Genomic DNA, 18,298 nt, shown 5'->3' with positions numbered 1-18,298 from the left:
CACGCAATGCCCGGTTGGTCAGGCCGTTCGCCTAGTAGCGATAGGTCTCGGGTTTGAAGGGGCCCTCGACGCCGACGCCGAGGTAGCTGGCCTGGGTGTCGGTCAGCTCGGTGAGGTGGGCGCCCAGCGCGTCCAGGTGGAGCCGGGCGACCTCCTCATCCAGGTGCTTGGGCAGCGTGTACACCCCGGTGGGGTAGTCCTGCGGCTTGGTGTACAACTCGATCTGGGCCAGCACCTGGTTGGTGAAGCTGTTGCTCATCACGAAGCTGGGATGACCCGTCGCGTTGCCCAGGTTCAACAACCGGCCCTCGCTCAACACGATCACCGCATGCCCATCGGTGAACACCCACTGATCCACCTGCGGCTTGACCGTCCGGCGCTCCACACCCGGCCACGCCTCCAGCCCGGCCATGTCGATCTCGTTGTCGAAGTGGCCGATGTTGCCCACGATCGCGTTGTGCTTCATCGCCGCCATCTGCGCCGCGCTCACCACGTCCCGACAGCCCGTCGCGGTGATCACGATGTCGGCGATCCCGATCACGTCGTCCAGGCGGGCGACCTGGTAGCCGTCCATGGCGGCCTGCAGCGCGCAGATCGGATCGATCTCGGTCACGATGACACGCGCGCCCTGCCCGGCCAGCGACTCCGCGCTGCCCTTCCCCACATCGCCGTACCCGCACACCACGGCCACCTTGCCGCCGATCAGCACGTCGGTGCCCCGGTTGATGCCATCGATCAGGGAATGCCGCACCCCGTACTTGTTGTCGAACTTGCTCTTGGTCACCGAGTCGTTGACGTTGATCGCCGGGAACAACAACGCCTGCTCCCGCGCCATCTCATACAACCGGTGGACCCCGGTGGTGGTCTCCTCGGTGACGCCGCGCACGCTGTTGGCCAACGCCACGAAGTCCAGACCCGAGACACGTAGCGTTTCGAGGATCACCTTGTACTCCCCCGAATCCGACGCCGAGGGCTGCGGCACCTCGCCGGCCTTGGTGAACTCCACCCCCTTGTGGACGTACAAGGTGGCATCCCCGCCATCGTCGAGGATCATGTTCGGCTGCCCCCCATCGGGCCACGACAAGATCTGCTCGGTGCACCACCAGTACTCCGGCAACGTCTCACCCTTCCACGCGAACACCGGCACACCCCGCGGCTCCTCAGGTGTTCCGTCGCGGCCCACCACCATCGCCGCAGCCGCGTGATCCTGGGTGGAGAAGATGTTGCACGACGCCCACCGCACCTGGGCCCCGAGTTCGACCAACGTCTCGATCAACACCGCCGTCTGCACCGTCATGTGCAACGAACCCGCGATCCGCGCACCGGCCAACGGCTGAGAGTCGCGGTACCGCTCCCGCATCGCCATCAACCCCGGCATCTCATGCTCGGCCAGCGTGATCTCCTTGCGCCCAAAATCGGCGAGGTTCAGGTCTGCCACCCGGTAATCAATTGTCTTCACGAAGGCGACGCTAACGGCGCGGGAACGCCTCCGGGACCCGATAAAGCCGGGGTATAGACGGGCGAAAGCCTCACCGAAGTCGGCCGTGTTTTCGTGGTGGAACCCATCCATGGGAGCAGCGCCCGACGCACCCGCGCGAGCGTCCCCCCAGCACGAGGAGGCCCGGTGTCGACCACCATCTACCTGATGGCTCGGGCGTGTTACCGCGCTCGAAAGCGGATCGTCGGACTGTGGCTCGTGATCTTCGCCGCCCTTGCGGTGCTGGGGCTCGGTGGCGGAAGGTCCTTCGACAACGAGTTCCGGGTCCCAGGCGCGAGTTCGCAGGAGGCCCTGGACCAACTCAGGATGACCTTCCCCGCCACGGCCGACACCGCCGCCCTGATGGTCGTCGTGGCCCCGCCCGGAACGCGGGTGGACGACCCGCGTGTCAAGGGGGCCCTCGAGGATTCGTTGGCCGACATCGCCACGTTCGACTGGGTCACCGGCACCGACTCCCCCTTCGGTGAGTACGTCACCGGCATGATCGCCGACGACGGCCGCGCCGCCTACGCCCAGGTGCGGATCGCCGGCGGCGTATACAGCTTCACCGACGCCGCCGCCGCGCAGTTGGACGCCGCCGGTGAGGACCTCGAGGCCGAACTGCCGGGCAGCGTCGTCCGGATGGGTGGCGAGGTCTACTCCGAGGACCTTCCGGAGGTCTCCATCGTCGAGGGCATCGGCGTGATCGTCGCGGCGATCGTGCTGTTCCTGGCGCTGGGCTCAGTGCGGGCGGCCGCGATCCCCGTCATGTCCGGTGTGTGCGGCGCCGCCATGGCGGCACTGCTCATCCTGGCCTCGACCGCCATCATGCCGATCAACTCCACCACCTTGATCCTCGCCCTGATGCTGGCGCTGGCCGTGGGCATCGACTACACCCTCTTCAGCGTGTCGCGCCACCGCGCTCAACTGCGCGACGGGATGGACGTGGAGGAGTCCGCCGCCGTCGCGACGGCCACCGCAGGATCCGCGGTCGTCTTCGCGGGTCTGACGGTGATCGTGGCGCTGCTCGGGCTGAGCATCGCCGGCATCCCGTTCCTGACCTCAATGGGTGCCTTCGCCGCGGCCGCCGTCGGCCTGGAGATCGCGCTCGCGCTGACGTTCCTGCCCGCCATGCTGGGCTTCCTGGGCGAGCGGCTGCGTCCGCGGGCCGGCAGCAGACGGGCCCGCCCGCCGCACCGGGTGGCGCGCGGCTGGATTCGTGGCGTCACGCGGTATCCGCTGCTGGTCGTCCTGATCGTGGTCGGCCTGCTCGGGGCGCTGACGCTCCCCGCGAAGGACTTGGAACTCGCGCTCCCGAACGCCGGCCGGTCCGTGCCGGGGGCTCCCGACCGCGTCACGTACGACCTGATCACCGAGTACTACGGCCCGGGAGCCAACGGGCCCCTGATCGTGACGGCCCCCGTGCTGGAGACCGACGACCCGATGGCCATCATCGACGAACTCGAAGCCGACATCGAGGCCATGCCGGGCGTCCGCAGCATCGTGCTGGCCACCCCCAACAAGAACGCCGACACGGCCGTCATCCAACTGGTGCCCACCACCGGGCCGGACGACCCCGGCACGGCCGATCTCGTCCACCGCCTGCGTGATCGCGCCCCGGAGTGGAAGCGGGACCTGGGAGTGGACACGGCCGTGACAGGCTTCACGGCCGTCTCGATCGACGTGTCCGAGCGACTGGCGGCCGCCCTTCTACCGTTCGGCCTCTTCGTCGTCGGGCTCTCGCTCGTCCTGCTCACCTTGGTGTTCCGGTCGATCTGGGTGCCGGTGAAGGCGGTGCTCGGCTACCTCCTCAGCGTCGGGGCGGCCTTCGGTGCGACCACGCTGGTCTTCAACCAGGGGCACGGCAAGGAGATCATCAACCTCGCCGAGCCGCTGCCCGTCATCAGCTTCCTTCCGATCTTGCTGATGGGGATCCTGTTCGGGTTGGCGATGGACTACGAGGTCTTCCTCACCTCCCGGATGCGCGAGGAGTACAGCCGAGGCAACTCCGAGCACTGGCTCGAGGACGGGTTCAGCGCCACGTCGGGTGTCGTCGTGGCGGCGGCGGTCATCATGTTCGCGGTCTTCGCCTCCTTCGTGCCGGTCGGCTCGGGGATGATCAAGCCCATCGCGTTCAGCCTGGCGGTCGGCGTCGCCGTCGACGCCTTCGTGGTCCGCATGGTGCTCGGCCCGGCGGTGATGAAGTTGCTCGGGCGGCGCGCGTGGTGGCTGCCGTCGTGGCTGGACCGGGTGCTGCCGTCCCTCGACATCGAGGGCGAGGCGCTGGCGCACCAGTTGGCCACGCGCGACTGGCCGGCGTCGGAGGCTCCGGGCGCCGTCCATGTCCAGGGGCTGAAGCTCAGACGGGGTCGGACCACGCTGCTCGACGTGGCCGAACTCCATGCACCCTGGGGCGCCACCGTCCTGCTCACCGGTCCTGAACTGCGGCGCACCGCCCTGCTGCTGGCACTGTCCGGACGCCTGCGCGCCGACGCCGGCCGCGTCAGGGTTCTGGGCCTGGTCCTCCCCCCTGAGACCAGGACGCTGCGGGCACGCTCGACGTTCGTCGACGGCGGCTCCCCGGACACCTGGGCCGCGCTCGAGGACTCCCTGGGGGAGATCGTGTTCGTGCTGGACGCGGACGCCCTGCACGGACCCGCCCGCGACCGACTGGAGGCCGTCATGGCCGGCGGCGACCGGACCGTCGTCCTGTCCGGCGACCACGATTCCGCCGACCTGCTGGCACCGGCCCGCACCCCACTGACCGTCAACCTGACCGAGGCACGCCCCGAGGACGCCGATCGCCCGCGGTCTCTGGCTGCCACCCCCACCTGAGAAAGAGACGCGACATGAAGACACGGCCCCGCTGGCAGCGGCTGGCGGCATTCATCCTGACCCCTCTCCTGGTGGCCGGGGCCATCCTCGCCGTGCAGGGCGGGTTCTCCTCCCGTGCCCAACGCGTCGAGGCGGCGATCGTCAACCTCGACGAGATGGTGACCATCGATGGGAGACCGGTGCCGTTGGGCCGGCAACTGGCCGCGGAACTGACCTCGAACGACCGGCAGGAGAACTTCGCTTGGGTCCTCGCCGACGAGAAGACCGCCGCGACCGGACTCGATTCGGGCCGCTTCGCCGCGGTGGTGACCGTCCCGACCAACTTCTCCGCCGCGGCCACTTCCACCACGGGAGAGCCGGGAGAGGCGCGGCGGGCCACCGTGTCGGTCACGACGTCGCCTCGAAGCGCCCTATCGGAGTCGAGCCTGGGGCAGTCCCTGGCCGACGCCTCGGTCACCGCGCTCAACCAGGAGCTGGCGACCGTCTACCTGGACAACATCTACCTCGGCTTCAGCACCATGCACGGAGAACTCGGCAAGGCCGCGGACGGCGCCCGGCAGATCGCCGACGGGCAGCAGGAACTCACCTCCGGGCTCGACGAGGCGGGCTCGGGCGCGTCGCAGCTCGATGAGGGGCTCGGTCAACTGGTCGGCAACAACGACCAGCTCAACGGCGGGGGCGACCAGCTCCGCACCGGCAGCGAGCAGCTCGCGACCGGGCTGGGTGAGCTCGACGCGGCGGTGCGCGACCTGCCCGGGAGCACCCAGGCCCTGGCATCGGGCGCGGGCGAGCTCGCCGCGGCGGCACAGGCCGCAGCGGGCGCCGGTGGGGCGCTCGCCCAGGGAACGAACGGCCTCAGCCAGGGCGCGGGGGATCTGGCCGACGGAACCACCAAGCTGGACGCCGGCGTCCAGCAGTATGTGCAGGGCACGAAGTCGTACGTGACCAACGCGAATGCGGCCCTCCGGGTCGCGTCGGCCGGGCAGGAGTCGCTGGCGCCTCTCGTGGGCGGCGTGGACACGTTGGTCGGCGAGACGGCCGACGGGGCGGGAAGTCTCGCTGACAAGGCGGGGCCGGCGCTCAAGGGCGCTTCGTCGGCGCTGGACGGCGGCGATGCGCTCGCCAGTGCCGCGGCGGCGACGGTGCAGCAGGTCAAGACCGCCCAGGCCACGGCCACGCAACTCGCCAAGGGCGACAAGACCCTGTCCTGTCCCGCCTCGCTGCGCGACACAGCGGGCGCCTGCGAGGCCTATGCCCAAGGCGTCCGCGCCGGCGGACAGGCGAGCGGCGAGGCGCTGTCCAAGGCTCCGACCGCCGCCGTCGCCGAGGCAGCGGCCACCGTGACGAAGACCAACGCGGCCGTCCGGCCTGGCCTGACCGGCGTGAGCGACGGCGTCCGGAAACTCGCCGAGGCGACCGCGTCGGCCAAGAAGACGTGGCAGGACATGCGCGGCCAGATCCCCGGCGCCGACACGTCCCAGGGCGACCAGCTCGACCAGCTGATCGCGGGAGGGGAGCAGCTCCTGGACTCCGGGCCGATGCTCGTCTCGGGCTCGGCTTCGCTGAAGCGGGGCGGCGAGCAATTGCGAGACGGAGCGGGCTCCCTCGCCGACGGCTCGCACCAGCTCGCCGACGGGCTCGGCCGACTCGCGTCCGGCACCCACGCGGTCGCCGAGGGGACCGGCGCACTGTCGAGCGCCGCACCGACTCTGGCCGAGGGAGTCGCGGACGCGGCCCGCGGCGGAGCCGACATGGCCCGGGGCGTCCAGCAGTACACGGTGGGGATCACGCAGTACACCGACGGGGTCCGCCAGGCGGGCGACGGCGCCAAGCAGTTGACCGAGGGGCTCGAGCAGGCCGGCAGCGGGTCGGCCGAGCTCGGTGAGGGCACCCGGGATCTCGCGGGCGGGCTCGACGAGGCGGTCGCCGGCGTTCCGAACTACTCCGAGCAGGAACGCAGCACCCTCAGCGAGGTCGCCGCTTCACCCATCGAGATCGAGAACGCCGGCGGCTCCGAGGGGACGGGCCTGGCCGCGCTGGTGATGATCGCCGCGCTGTGGGTCGGCACTCTGGCAGCGGCCCGCGCCCCCCAGGGCTCCGCGCTGGTGCGCTCCAATGTCGGTTCGGCCCGGATCCTGGGTGCGACGCTCGCGCCCGTTGCGGCGGTGGGGGTGACCCTGGGCGTCCTGCTCGGGGGCGTCGGAGGCGCCGTGCTCGGGCTTCACGCAGTGCGCGTCGTCGGGTTGATGGGCCTGATGGCGGCCGCCGGGTTCACCTTCGCGGTCGTCAACCTCGCGCTGGTCATGTGGCTGGGACCGTGGGGTCGCGTGCTGTCGGGGGCGATGTGGCTGATTCCCACGCTGCCCCTGCTGACCCGGACCGTGGCTGGGCTCGTCGAGCCCTTGCTCCCGGCCTCCCCGGCGTCGCCCGCCCTGGACGCGGCCTCGGCGTGGGCGACCGGGCAGTCTGTGACCGGATCGGTGATCGCGCTGGCGACCTGGGCACTGGTCGGTCTGCTGCTGGTGGCCGCCTGGCTGCATCGCCGCCGCGCGACAACGGCCCGCGCCCTGATGGCGCGGGCCATGTGAGCGAGAGTCGCGTCAGCCGCGGACGGCCCGGGCCAGGGCCTGCGCCCGGTCCGTCCGCTCCCACGTCATCACGGGCAGCTCGCGGCCGAAGTGGCCGTAGTTGGTGATCTGGGAGTAGATCGGACGCAGCAGGTCCAGATCGCGGATGATCGCGGCCGGCCGCAGATCGAACACCGCCAACACCGCATCGTTGATCTGACCCAGCGGCACCTTCTCGGTGCCGAAGCACTCGGTGTAGAACCCCACCGGATGCGCCCGCCCGATCGCATATGCCACCTGCACCTCGCACCGATCCGCCAGCCCGGCCGCCACCACGTTCTTGGCCACCCACCGCATCGCGTACGCCGCCGACCGATCCACCTTCGACGGATCCTTGCCCGAGAACGCCCCACCGCCGTGGCGCGCCATCCCGCCGTAGGTGTCCACGATGATCTTGCGGCCCGTCACCCCCGCGTCCCCCATCGGCCCCCCGATCACGAACTTCCCCGTCGGGTTGACGAACGTCTTGTGCCCGGCCGAGGCGATGTCGTACCGCGCCAGCACCGGATCGATCACCAGCCTCGCGATGGCATCCTTCACCACCCCGTCGGCCCACGCCTGCTCGGTGTGCTGGGTGGAGACCACCACCGTGTCGACCCGCACCGGCACATCGCCGTCGTACTCCACGGTCACCTGGGTCTTCCCATCGGGCAGCACCCACCCCAGCTCCCCGTTCCTGCGCACCTCCGCCAGGCGCTCCGACAGCCGGTGCGCGATATCGATCGGCAGCGGCATCAGCGTCGCAGTGTCGGTGCAGGCATAGCCGAACATCAACCCCTGATCGCCGGCGCCCTGCCGATCCAACACGTCCGAGGCCATACCATCACGGACCTCCTCGGCCAGATCCACGCCCTGAGCGATGTCGGGACTCTGATTGCCCAGACTCACCAACACACCACAGGACTTGCCGTCGAACGAGGCCCCCGCATGGTCGTAACCGATCGAGGTGATCCGCTCCCGCGCGATACCGGAGATATCGGCGTACGCCGATGTCGTGACCTCACCGGCAACCGTCACCGATCCGGTCGTGACCAGTGTCTCCACCGCGACGCGGCTGTTGACGTCCTGGGCGAGCAGGGCGTCGAGCACCGCATCGCTGACGGCGTCGGCGACCTTGTCGGGGTGGCCTTCGGTCACCGATTCGGACGTGAACAATCGACTCATGGGGGATCCCTTCCTCACAGTGGTGGGTGTACTCCCCGAGCGTTGCCCCTCGCCCTATCACCGGGCTGCGACGGACGTATAGCGTCCCTCCGGGCGAGGACCCCGGCACCGAGGGATCGAGACCCGGAAGAGAAGGCCGGCCCGCAGCCGGTCAGGCGGGTCCGGTGGGACGCCACGGCAGCGCCGCCCGCGGTCAGCCCACCTGGTCAGCGGCGGAAGGTGACGTGCGTCGTCCCGCTCTCCGCGCCGGCGACCTCCACGTCGTAGCCGGACTCCCAACCCCGCAGGTCGTCCCACAGCCGGATGCCGCGGCCCAGCAGGATCGGCGCGATCGCCACGTGCAGCTGATCCACCAGGCCGGCCTTGAGGAAGTCGCGGACCACGGTCGGGCCGCCGCCGATGCGGACGTCCTTGCCGCCGGCGGCGTCCGTCGCCCGCTCCAGCGCCTCGGCCGGCGACGCCGCCAGGAAGTGGAACGTCGTCCCGCCGGCCATCGCGATCGAGGGGCGCGGCGCGGTGCGGGTGAGCACGAACACCGGGACGTGGAACGGCGGCTCGTCGCCCCACCAGCCCCGCCAGTCCGGGTCATCGGGGTGATCGTGCAGCCCGAACATGCCCGCACCCATGATCTCGGCGCCCAACTCGGCGAAGTAGGCGCGCGCGTAGTCGTCGTCGACGCCGGTGGTGCCGCCGCCGCTGGTGTCCTGCAGGACGCGCTCGCGGAACGTGCGCGTCGCCGCGTACGCGCCGGTGAGGCGCCCCCAGTCCTCCCCGAACGGGTTCTCGGGGGTCTGGTCGGTCGTGGTGGCGAACCCGTCCAGGGAGATGTTCAGATCGACGCGGACGGCCATGATGCCTCCATCCAGCCTTGTGATCCGCACATCCCAGCACCGTGCTGCCCCACCGTCAAGGGGTCGGCGGGCACGGCTGCGTGCGTGTCGGGCCGGAGCCCGCAGCGTCCCTAGACGGTCTGGCGCTCGATCACTTCCAGGGCGCAGCGCGCGTCCAGCACGGCGGTGCGCAGCTCGCCCAGGTCAAAGTGGTGGGCGCGCTCGTCGGCGGGGATCTCGTCGAGGGCCTCCAAGGCCGCCTCGAGGTAGTCGGCGGCGCTGCCCATGCGCAGCTCGTCGGCGCTCAGGTGGACGCGCTCGGCCGGAGGCAGATCGTCGGAGGCGGCCAGCGACAACTGCATGGCGCGCCCGATCAGCTCGGCGGGGATGTCCCAGCGGCTCGCGGTGAGGGCGACAGCGCGCCCGAGGAGGAGATCGACGCGCCCGACGATGGTCGCCAGGTCAGCGGGGTTGGTCATGTGTAGAAACCTTCGAATAATCAGCACCGTTGCTTATGAGAAAAGTATGTCGGGACGCTTCTCTCCGCGTGGCGGCATTCAGGAATTGCCCCGGGTTTTCCTGCCGGCCGCCCGGCCGCGCCGCGTCATCCCATCGCCGATCCCGCCCCGGACGCCGGCGCCATCGGCCGGGGATCGGTACGGCCACCGCGCGCCTCGCCCCCGCGACCCGCGCCCGGACTACCCTGAACGGACCGACACCCCCGTCGAACGGAACCCGCCATGACCGCGGACCACCCCAACCCCTTCGACCGACGCGCCTTCCTCGCCCTCGCGGCGGGGCTCGGCCTCAGCAGCTGCGCCGTCGCCCGCCCCGCCCCGCCGACCGCGGGCCCGCTGCCGGGCAGCCCCGCCCCCGCGCCGGGCTCGGCCACCCCCGAGCCGACGCCGACGGCGTCCCCCTCCCCCACCGGGACGCCGCAGGTGCGGCTCGGCGCCCCGATCGGGGACGGCTCCCAGGCCCCCTCGCCCGACCCGCAGCCGTTCCAGCGCCCGATCACGGTGCTCGAACCCGGCGAGCCGCCGCCCCAGTTCGTGGTGTTCAGCTGGGACGGCGCCTCCGGCAACGAGGACGCGATCCTCGACTACGTGCAGGCGGCGCACGACGTCGGCGGCACGCAGACGATGTTCCTCTCGGCGCTCTATTTCCTGCCCAAGTCGAAACGGACGCAGTACAAGCCGCCGCGGCGTCCGGCGGGCGACTCCTACATCCCGTACATGTCCGACCCCACAGTGCGCCGCACCATCATCGACATCGCCACGGCGTGGGCCTACGGAAACGAGGTCGGCACGCATTTCTTCGGGCACTTCCCCGACCCGAACGGGGTGCCGTCGTGGAGCACCGCCGACTGGGAGCAGGAACTCAGCCAGGTCGACAAACTCGTCACCACCTGGCGCACCATCACCGGCTGGACCGACATCGACCCGCTGCCCTTCGACCACGCCCGGGAATGCGTCGGCGGCCGGACGCCGCTGCTCGCCGGCCGCAAGACCCTCCTGCCCGCGATCGCCGAACGGGGCTGGCGCTACGACTCCTCCGGAGTGCGCTCCAGCCAGGCCTGGCCGGCCAAGGACAGCTACGGGCTGTACGACATGTCGATGTTCCAGATCCCGTTCCGCAAGAGCCGCATCATCCCGATGGACTACAACTTCCTCGCCGCCCAGGCCGGCGGGAAGACCAACGGCGGGTCGGCGTCCCAGCGGCAGGCGTGGAAGGACGAGCACCTCGCCGCCCTGCGCAACGCGCTGCGCCTGTGCCGGGAGGGCAACCGGGCGCCGCTGATCCTGGGCAACCACATGAGCCCGTGGATCGGGGGCGCCTACCAGCAGAACCTGCTGGCGCTGATCACCGAGTTCGGCCGGACACCGGACGTGCAGCTGGTCAGCCATCGGTGGCTCTGCGACTGGCTGGACGCCCAGGATCCGGCGGTGCTGAAGGATCTGCAGGCGTCATGACGGCTGTTCGGCGTTTTCCGCACTCTCGATTGCGTCGCCCGCGGCATTCCCCCTAGTCGCGGGGGGCCGGCAACGCATCGACTGTGCAGTTTCTGCTCGACGCCCGGTGAGCCCCCTCAGTCGCGGGCCGGCCGGACGCGAACGCCGCGCTCCTCGGCTTCGCCCAGCTCGAGCGGGACGCCAACGGCGTTCGTGTAGCGCGGCGCCCCGTCGCGCACCGTCACCGGCGCCCCGGGACGCAGGCCGAGCGCCTCCAGGCGCGCCAGAGCCGCGGGGTCGGCGTCCGACACGCGCGCGACGAGATGGGCGCCCGGCTCGGCGTCGGCCAGCGGCACGACGCCGGCGGGCGGCTGCCAGTGGCCCTCGGCGGTCGGGATCGGGTCGCCGTGCGGGTCGGCGTCCGGGTGCCCGAGCAGGACGTCGATGCGGCCCAGGAACCGCTCGGACGCCGCGTGTTCGAGGCGTTCGGCGTCGTCGTGGACCTCATCCCAGGTGTAGCCCAGCACGTCGGCGAGGAAGCACTCGATGAGGCGGTGGCGCCGCACCATGGCGAGCGCGAGCCGCTCCCCCAGCGCGGTGAGCGCGACGGGACGGTACGGCTCGTAGTCGACCAGGCCGTGGGCCTGGAGGCGGCGCATCACGTCGGAGACGTTGGCGCGCGACGTGCCGAAGCGGTCGGCGAGCCCGGTCGTGGTGATGGGCGGGTCGCCCCACTCGACCGCCGACCAGATCACCTTGAGGTAGTCCTGCATGACGGGGGTGAGTTCGTCGGCCTCCATCAGCCACCCCCGGTGAGCGTCAGCGTGATCAGGGCCAGGTTGAGCAGCACGACCAGCCCCACGACGATCCACGCCACGATGCGCAGCGCCGGCGGGTTGGCGTAGCCGCCCATCAGCTCGGGGTCGCTGCTGAGCCGCACCAGCGGCGCGAGCGCGAACGGGATGCCGAGGCTCAGCACCACCTGGCTCAGCACGAGCGCCCACGTCGGGTTCACACCGGTGGCCAGGATCGCCAGCGCCGGGATCAGCGTGATCGCGCGACGCGCGAGCATCGGAACGCGCACCTTCAGCAGCCCGGACATGATGGTCGCCCCGGCGTAGCAGCCGACCGAGGTGGACGCCAGCCCGGACGCCAGCAGCCCGACGGCGAACAGCGTCCCGATCACCGGCCCCAGCGTGCCGCTGATCGCGGAGTGGGCGCCCTCGATCGAGTCGGTGCCGCCCATGCCCTGCAGGCTGGACGCCGCCAGCAGCAGCATCGCCACGTTGACCGCGCCGGCGAGCAGCATGGACGCCACGACGTCCCAGCGGGTGGCGCGCAGCAGGCGCGGCAGCTCGGCGGGACGGTGGCCGTGCCGGTCGCGGGCCAGCGCCGAGTGGACGTAGATGGCGTGCGGCATCACGGTGGCGCCGAGCATGCTGGCGGCGAGCAGCACGGACTCGGTGCCCGCGAACCGCGGCACCAGCCCGGACGCCGCGTCCGGCCAGGACACGTCGCTGACGAACAGCCCGGCCATGAACCCGACGGTGATGACGAGCAGCAGCCCCATCACCACGAACTCGAACGGACGCTGCCCGCGGCGCGACTGCACCATCAGCAGCAGCATCGAGACCCCGCCGACGATCAGCCCGCCCCACACCAGTGGCAGCCCGAACAGGATCTGCAGCGCGATCGCGCCGCCGAGCACCTCGGCGAGGTCGGTCGCGGCGGCGACGAGCTCGGCCTGCAACCAGTAGGCGATGCGGGGCCCGCGGCGCAGGCGGCGTCCGAGGAGCTCGGGCAGGCTCGCCCCGGTGACGAGCCCGGTCTTGGCCGAGAGGTACTGCACCAGCAGCGCCATGACGTTGGCGCCGACGAGCACCCACACGAGCAGGTAGCCGTAGCGGGCACCGGCGGTGAGGTTGGCGGCGACGTTGCCGGGGTCGACGTAGGCGATGGCGGCCACGAATGCGGGCCCCCACAGCCACGAGCGCACGCCCGCGCGCCTCCGCGCCGGCGGTGACGAAGGCGCCTCCGCTCGAGCGGCGAGCAGCCGGTTATCCACAGAAGTTAAGGTACCTGAACTTTTGCTCCGGGTCACACACCTCGGCCCCTCCACCGGGTTCGACAAGCAGCGATGCCCGATCCACGGAGGGCCGAAGAGCCCCCGTCGGGCAACAGGAGATTCAGCACCGACCCAACGGGCCGGCGCCACCAGCCCCCGCGAGACCGCGCTGCGGAGGGGTAAGGTGACGCAACTCATAACGCTGGTCGTGTGACGCCGAGCGGCGCACGATCCGCGACGAATCGAACGAACCTGACGCCACGGGCGTCGGGGACGCGGTCGGCGGAAGAGCAGAAGGCGAGGGCACCCATGGCAGCGAGCGAGGCATTCGGCGACGCGAAGGACGGGGCGAAGCGCACCGCGCACCAGGCGAGCCGCAGCGGACCGCTGCGCGCATCGCCCGCGCCGGCTTCGTCGCCAACGGCGCCGTGCACGTGCTCATCGGCGTGATCGCGCTGGCGATCGCGACCGGCGGGGAGGGCCAGGGCGACCAGTCCGGCGCCATGGCGCAGATCGCGCAGGCCCCGCTCGGCAACGTCGTGCTGTGGGTGCTCGCGGTCGCGCTGTGGGGGCTCGCGCTCTGGAACGTGCTGGACGGGTTCCTCGAGCACGGCGAGGGCGACGCGAAGGAGCAGGCCAAGAAGTGGGGACGCCGCGTCGGGCGCTTCGGCAAGGCCGTGGTGTTCGCGGTGCTGGGCTTCGGCGCCGCCGGCATCGCGCTGAGCGGGCGGTCCTCCAGCGGGGACGCCTCCGCGCAGAAGGCGAGCGGCGACGAGCTGGCGCTCCCCGGAGGCCCGATCGTGCTCGGCATCGTCGGGGCCGGCGTCGTCGCCGGCGGCATCGCCTTCGGCGTCATGGGGGTCATGCGCAGCTTCGAGAAGCACATGTCGATCCCGTCAGGCACGGCGGGGACGGCCGTCCGGACGCTCGGCGTGGTCGGCTACCTGGCCAAGGGGGTCGCGCTGCTGGTCGTCGGCATCCTGCTGATCGTCGCGTCCGTGCGCGTCGACCCGAGCCAGGCCGGCGGAACCGACGCCGCTCTGCACGCCCTGATGGGGACGCCGCTCGGCCCCTGGGCCGTGGGCGCGGTCGGCGTGGGCCTCATCGCCTACGGCGCGTTCTGCGCCCTGCGCGGCCGCTACGAACAGCTCTGACGCACCGCGGCAACCCGGATGCGCCTCCTCGCTATCGTTACGCCCCGGCGGCCCGCATGTAACGATAATGAACTATAGTTACATCCACCGCGAGTGGGAGTAACGACAAGGGGAACCCGTGGCCACGTGGGATGAGGACTACTGGACGTCGACGATCGAGTCCGGCCTGCCGCGTCGCGATCGGCGATCCGGTGCCTACCTCGCCTACGTGCCCGACCAGCTTCAGGAGACCCCGCTCCTCCTTCCCCCCGGCGTCGACGCGACCGTGGCCACAGCTGAGCAGGCAGTCCGCACCCTCGCCGGCGATGCCCGGGACCTGGCGGGCATCGCCCGCTTCCTGCTGCGCTCGGAGGCGATCGCTTCGTCCCGCATCGAGGGCATCGCCCCCGGAGTGCAGGGGGTCGCATTGGCCGAACTCGGGACCCACGAGTCCGTGCCCGACGTCTCCGCCCAGGCACGGCTGGTCGCCAACAACATGACCGTGCTGCAGGACGCCCGGACGACCCTGGCCTCCACGCCGGCGGTGACGCTGGGTCACGTGATCGATCTTCATGCGGCGTTGCTCCCCGACGAACCGCACCACCACGGGGTTCGCTCGGTGCAGAACTGGATCGGGGGGTCGAACCACCACCCGCTGGACGCCGACTTCGTGCCTCCGGCACCCCAGCGCGTCGCGTCGTCCATGAACGACCTCGTCGCCTACCTCAACGGCGCGAGCCACTCCCCCATCGTCCAGGCCGCCCTCGTGCACGCCCAGTTCGAGACCATCCATCCGTTCACCGACGGCAACGGCCGCGTCGGCCGCGCCCTCATCCACACCGTGCTCACCCGCCGCGGGCTGACCCCCGAGGCCGTCCTGCCCGTGAGCCTGGTGCTGTCCACCTTGCGCGAGGACTATGTTCGCGGCCTGACCTCCTACCGACACTCGGACGCCGTCGATTCGGCCCCGGCTCACGCCGCGCGCGCCGCCTGGATCGAGGTGTTCGTGTCGGCGGTGAGCACCGCGGCAGAACAGGCCGCACGCCTCGCCGTCGACCTCGTCTCCTTGCGCACCGAATGGGAGGAACGCCTCGCCGCCTCGCGGGCGCGGCAGGGGAAGGTGCGGGGCGTGCGGAGCGACTCGGCCACCGCGCTGATCCTGCGCGACCTGCCCGCCACGCCCGTGCTGACGAGCACCACGGTCCAACGCATCTACGGCGTCTCGCACGTTGCCGCCGACCGCGCCCTCGCCGAGCTCGTCGACGGCAACGTTCTCGCGGTGCACGGGCGTCGAGGCGTGCGCTACTACCAGGCGTTCGACGTGCTCGACCTGATCACCGGGGCGGAACGCCGCCTCGCCAGTACCCGGTTCGACACACGCACCAGCCCACCCATCCGGCCCGTTCCGGCGAGAACCGACCGAACGTAGGAGCCACGCGCCCTGCACCCGGCCAGCCGCCTTCTCGCTCCTGCGGGGGATGGCCAAGACGCGGCGGCACCCCATGCCCACGTCCTCGGCCGCGTTCACGACGATCCGGCGGGCGATGAACTGAGGCTCCGGCTTCGAGCATCCGCGCCAACCAGAACACCGGTCGCGCGCCACGGGGATACACCCCGGTAACCTCGGCCCTCCCAGTGCAGAGCGGCGTCCGGGTTTGCCCCCCGCAGGCGGCCCAGGATCGTCGCAATCGGTCCGGGGGTACACATGGTCAATTCAAGGGACGTGCGCGCGCTAGTGGACTTCAGCCTCCCGAATACCGGATCAATGACCTACTGTGTTGGCGTCCGGGTGAGTGGTGCTAGGAGGCGGACGCAGGCCGCACCCGGATGCCCACCACGCCGCTACGGGACGGGTCAGCCCTTCGGGGCCATCAGGTACAGCATCGCGGCGGCCACGTCGTCCGGCGAGTCGATCGTCGCGGTTTCCAGCGTGCCGGTCAGGTGCAGCGGCTCGGCGTCGTCGAGATCGAAGCGGACCGCCAGCTTGAGCCGACCATTCACGTCGCCGCCGGTGATGCGGGACGCGTCCCACCACAGCGCCTCGGGCAACGACCTTCCGGCCACGGGCCCCGCGCCGACCGCCTGATACAGGCGCGGGTGCTGATGCTTCTCCGAGATCTGATCCTTGTTCGCCTTCACCGTCGCCTTGTCGAGCGGGGGAAGGGCGAGGATGCCCGACGACCACAGATGCACGTCGCGCCGGCCGTCCCAGGGACCTTTCATGTGACTCATCGCAGCCAGCCACCGCTCCGGGCTGGCTCCGGACGCCACACGCGCGCTCCCGACGTCGACGCCCCGCTCGGCGAGCCAGCTTCGCAGCTCCGCGCTGTCGGTCCGGTCGATCGCGTCGCTGAGCCGCTCCTCCAGACCGAGCGGAGCACCGTCGGGGGCGACGAACTCGGCCGGGCGGCTCCAGGACGGCTCGACGCGCGCGGCACCGGCGTCCATCAGGGCGCTGAGGAGGGGGCTCGCCACCAACTCGATCGTGGTCTCACGGGCGTCCGGATCGTCACCGCCCACCCGGGCCACCACGCCACCCTCGGACGAATCATCGATCAGGCGGAGCACGCTGTCCAGGCCGCCGTCGCCGAGGCCGAGCCTGCGGATGCTCGCGCCCAGCTCTTCGGCCTCGACGTCCACGGCGCCGCGCATCCCGGCCGCGATCAAGGCGTCCCAGCCGACGAGGGGCCGGTCCTGCGCGAGGAGCTCGCCCTCGGCGACGTCCAGCCAGGCGGTCCCTCCGGTGAAGAGCTCGGTGGCGGGCCGGTCGGCGGCCGGATCCTCCGGCTGGAAGGGATCGGTCGCGATCCGCGCCTGGAACCGGGCGATGCGTTCGCGCAGGGGCGGGTGCGTGTCCGCGGCCGCCGAGGACTCCTCGGCGATGAGAGCGTCCACGGCTTCGTCGACATCGCCGCGGTTGGCCTCGATGATCCGGCGCATGGCCTCACCGAGCGACGCACGGCGTCCTGACAGCTCGAAGAGGGGGACGTATGCGTCGAAGGTGTGCTCCCACGCGACATCGGCGCGGCGCAGGGCGCGCAGCGACTCGGCGGCGACGCGTGGGCCCGCCACCGCCGCCGACAACGCGTCGGCGCGGAGCTCGGCCGCGCGCGAGGACGGCCCGGCAGCCAGTGCGTAGAGATGCAGGTACGCCGTGAAGAACCAGCGCCACAGGACGTCGGCGTTCGCCCGCACGTACGCCAGGAACGCGACGCGACGCAGCTCACGCGCACCCGCAGCGGTGTCGCCGCCGGCGTGCTGGCCGAGTTCGTGGGCGAGTATGGCGCGCAACTGCCCGATGGTGAAGGTGGCCACCAGAGGCAGGCCGAGCTCGAGCTCACGACGTCCGGCGACCTCCGCGACGGACGCGTTCACCTCGGCGACGACGACGATGCGCTCCGGCGGGTCGGTCTGGGCGACCGCGGCCAGTCGATTCACCTCTGCCCACAGGGCGGGATGCTCCGCGGGAGTGAGCTCGATGCCCTCGGCCGGCTCGGGCTTGATCCGCAGGGCCCGCCAGGCGCCGATCCCGATGGCGACGGCCAAGGGGACGGCCGTCCACTGGAGCAGCGCCCGCGTCGCGTACCCGCCGAAGATCTGCGCGCCGAGGGCGACCACGGCGAGGACGACCCCCACGAGCAGCGCCACGGCGACCAAGGGGAACAACCACAGCACCGCAACGGGCGCCCAGCGACGATTCACGAGCGAAAGGTTCAATCACGACGAGACCTGGCGTCAAACTCCTCGGACCCGCAGCGTGGGCTCCTCTGCCTCTCCTCACCACGACCAGTTCCTGGCGTGCGCTACCGCGGGCCTTCGGCATGCTCGCCCCGATCGCGGACGCCGAACTGCGCCTCACCGGCGCTCGATTCGTCACGCCGGGGGCCCTGCCGGGGGCCACGCCGGAACGGCAAGCCAGATCAGGAGTCACCTCCCCGTGCAGCAGACCCGATAACCGCTAACGGACCCGGAGCCGGGTTCGTAGACGAGTGCCATGGCAGTTTCGTCAGCGCGGGTGTCAGCATTGACGATGTGCAGACGTCTCAAGCGCCTGGGGAACAGCAGAGTGCGCGCGCTCTCATCCCGCGGGTTCTGTACCTAGACATGAACGTCTGGGTCGACATGGCTCGCGGTTGCCTGAACGCTGCTCCCACTTGGGTGAGAATTCGAGATCGCCTGCTCCGGGCGGTCGATGCCGGACATCTCGTCGTACCA

Annotated in this window: 12 protein-coding genes; 5 read left to right on the top strand and 7 right to left on the bottom strand. The window is 71.1% G+C overall.

Going from position 1 to position 18,298, the window contains the following annotated elements; all coding sequences use genetic code 11:
- Positions 1–31 precede the first annotated feature (31 nt).
- Positions 32–1,450: an adenosylhomocysteinase gene (gene ahcY / locus PCC79_RS08155; protein WP_342373608.1), complete on the bottom strand. Its 1,419-nt coding sequence runs from the start codon at positions 1,448–1,450 to the stop codon at positions 32–34.
- A 174-nt stretch (positions 1,451–1,624) separates the two neighbouring features.
- Here ahcY and PCC79_RS08150 point away from each other — a divergent pair, with 174 nt between their 5' ends.
- Entirely contained in the window at positions 1,625–4,312 is a 2,688-nt protein-coding gene (locus PCC79_RS08150; RefSeq protein WP_342373521.1) for an MMPL family transporter, read from the top strand.
- Positions 4,313–4,326: 14 nt separating this feature from the next.
- A complete protein-coding gene (locus tag PCC79_RS08145) occupies positions 4,327–6,900 on the top strand; it encodes a hypothetical protein (protein ID WP_342373520.1) in 2,574 nt (857 codons plus the stop codon).
- A 12-nt stretch (positions 6,901–6,912) separates the two neighbouring features.
- On the opposite strand, the gene metK is transcribed toward PCC79_RS08145, so the two are convergent.
- From metK to PCC79_RS08130, 3 genes are all read right to left on the bottom strand, one after another.
- A complete protein-coding gene (gene metK / locus PCC79_RS08140; protein ID WP_342373519.1) occupies positions 6,913–8,103 on the bottom strand; it encodes a methionine adenosyltransferase in 1,191 nt (396 codons plus the stop codon).
- Positions 8,104–8,309: 206 nt separating this feature from the next.
- Entirely contained in the window at positions 8,310–8,954 is a 645-nt protein-coding gene (locus tag PCC79_RS08135; protein WP_342373518.1) for a dihydrofolate reductase family protein, read from the bottom strand.
- Between the two features lie 110 nt (positions 8,955–9,064).
- Positions 9,065–9,412 carry a hypothetical protein gene (locus PCC79_RS08130; protein ID WP_342373517.1) on the bottom strand — a complete coding sequence of 116 codons (348 nt, stop codon included), beginning with the start codon at positions 9,410–9,412 and terminating at the stop codon, positions 9,065–9,067.
- Positions 9,413–9,673: 261 nt separating this feature from the next.
- Here PCC79_RS08130 and PCC79_RS08125 point away from each other — a divergent pair, with 261 nt between their 5' ends.
- The gene (locus tag PCC79_RS08125) at positions 9,674–10,906 is read left to right on the top strand and encodes a hypothetical protein (protein ID WP_342373516.1); all 1,233 of its coding nucleotides are present in this window, start codon (positions 9,674–9,676) and stop codon (positions 10,904–10,906) included.
- Between the two features lie 116 nt (positions 10,907–11,022).
- Here the strand turns inward: PCC79_RS08125 and PCC79_RS08120 are convergent, their stop codons facing one another.
- Both PCC79_RS08120 and PCC79_RS08115 read right to left on the bottom strand, forming a co-directional pair.
- Positions 11,023–11,685 (bottom strand): metal-dependent transcriptional regulator, encoded by a 663-nt coding sequence (locus PCC79_RS08120; protein WP_342373515.1) that lies wholly within the window; start codon positions 11,683–11,685, stop codon positions 11,023–11,025.
- Positions 11,685–12,881, bottom strand: a complete 1,197-nt coding sequence (locus PCC79_RS08115) for an Nramp family divalent metal transporter (RefSeq protein WP_342373514.1) — start codon at positions 12,879–12,881, stop codon at positions 11,685–11,687. Before PCC79_RS08115 ends, PCC79_RS08120 begins: the two co-directional genes overlap by 1 nt.
- A 299-nt stretch (positions 12,882–13,180) precedes the next feature.
- On the opposite strand from PCC79_RS08115, the gene PCC79_RS08110 reads away from it, so the two are divergent.
- A complete protein-coding gene (locus PCC79_RS08110; RefSeq protein WP_342373607.1) occupies positions 13,181–14,104 on the top strand; it encodes a DUF1206 domain-containing protein in 924 nt (307 codons plus the stop codon).
- Positions 14,105–14,222: 118 nt separating this feature from the next.
- Complete coding sequence (locus PCC79_RS08105; protein ID WP_342373513.1) at positions 14,223–15,512, top strand: Fic family protein; 1,290 nt, start codon at positions 14,223–14,225, stop codon at positions 15,510–15,512.
- Positions 15,513–15,937: 425 nt separating this feature from the next.
- Here PCC79_RS08105 and PCC79_RS08100 read toward each other — a convergent pair whose 3' ends face one another.
- Positions 15,938–17,785, bottom strand: coding sequence for a M48 family metallopeptidase (locus PCC79_RS08100; RefSeq protein WP_342373512.1), 1,848 nt, complete (start codon positions 17,783–17,785; stop codon positions 15,938–15,940).
- Positions 17,786–18,298 lie beyond the last annotated feature (513 nt).

The organism is Propioniciclava soli (genome assembly GCF_038502305.1).
Classification (GTDB): Bacteria; Actinomycetota; Actinomycetes; order Propionibacteriales; family Propionibacteriaceae; genus Propioniciclava; species Propioniciclava soli.
The sequence above is the reverse complement of the archived record's forward strand: the minus strand, read 5'-3'. Positions and strand labels throughout refer to the sequence as shown.

What these genes read in the sequence shown, in the direction of transcription:
- PCC79_RS08145 (WP_342373520.1), top strand. Translation starts at nt 4,327, where the DNA reads ATGAAGACACGGCCCCGCTGGCAGCGGCTGGCGGCATTCATCCTGACC.
- metK (WP_342373519.1), bottom strand. Translation starts at nt 8,103, where the DNA reads ATGAGTCGATTGTTCACGTCCGAATCGGTGACCGAAGGCCACCCCGAC.
- PCC79_RS08135 (WP_342373518.1), bottom strand. Translation starts at nt 8,954, where the DNA reads ATGGCCGTCCGCGTCGATCTGAACATCTCCCTGGACGGGTTCGCCACC.
- PCC79_RS08130 (WP_342373517.1), bottom strand. Translation starts at nt 9,412, where the DNA reads ATGACCAACCCCGCTGACCTGGCGACCATCGTCGGGCGCGTCGATCTC.
- PCC79_RS08125 (WP_342373516.1), top strand. Translation starts at nt 9,674, where the DNA reads ATGACCGCGGACCACCCCAACCCCTTCGACCGACGCGCCTTCCTCGCC.
- PCC79_RS08120 (WP_342373515.1), bottom strand. Translation starts at nt 11,685, where the DNA reads ATGGAGGCCGACGAACTCACCCCCGTCATGCAGGACTACCTCAAGGTG.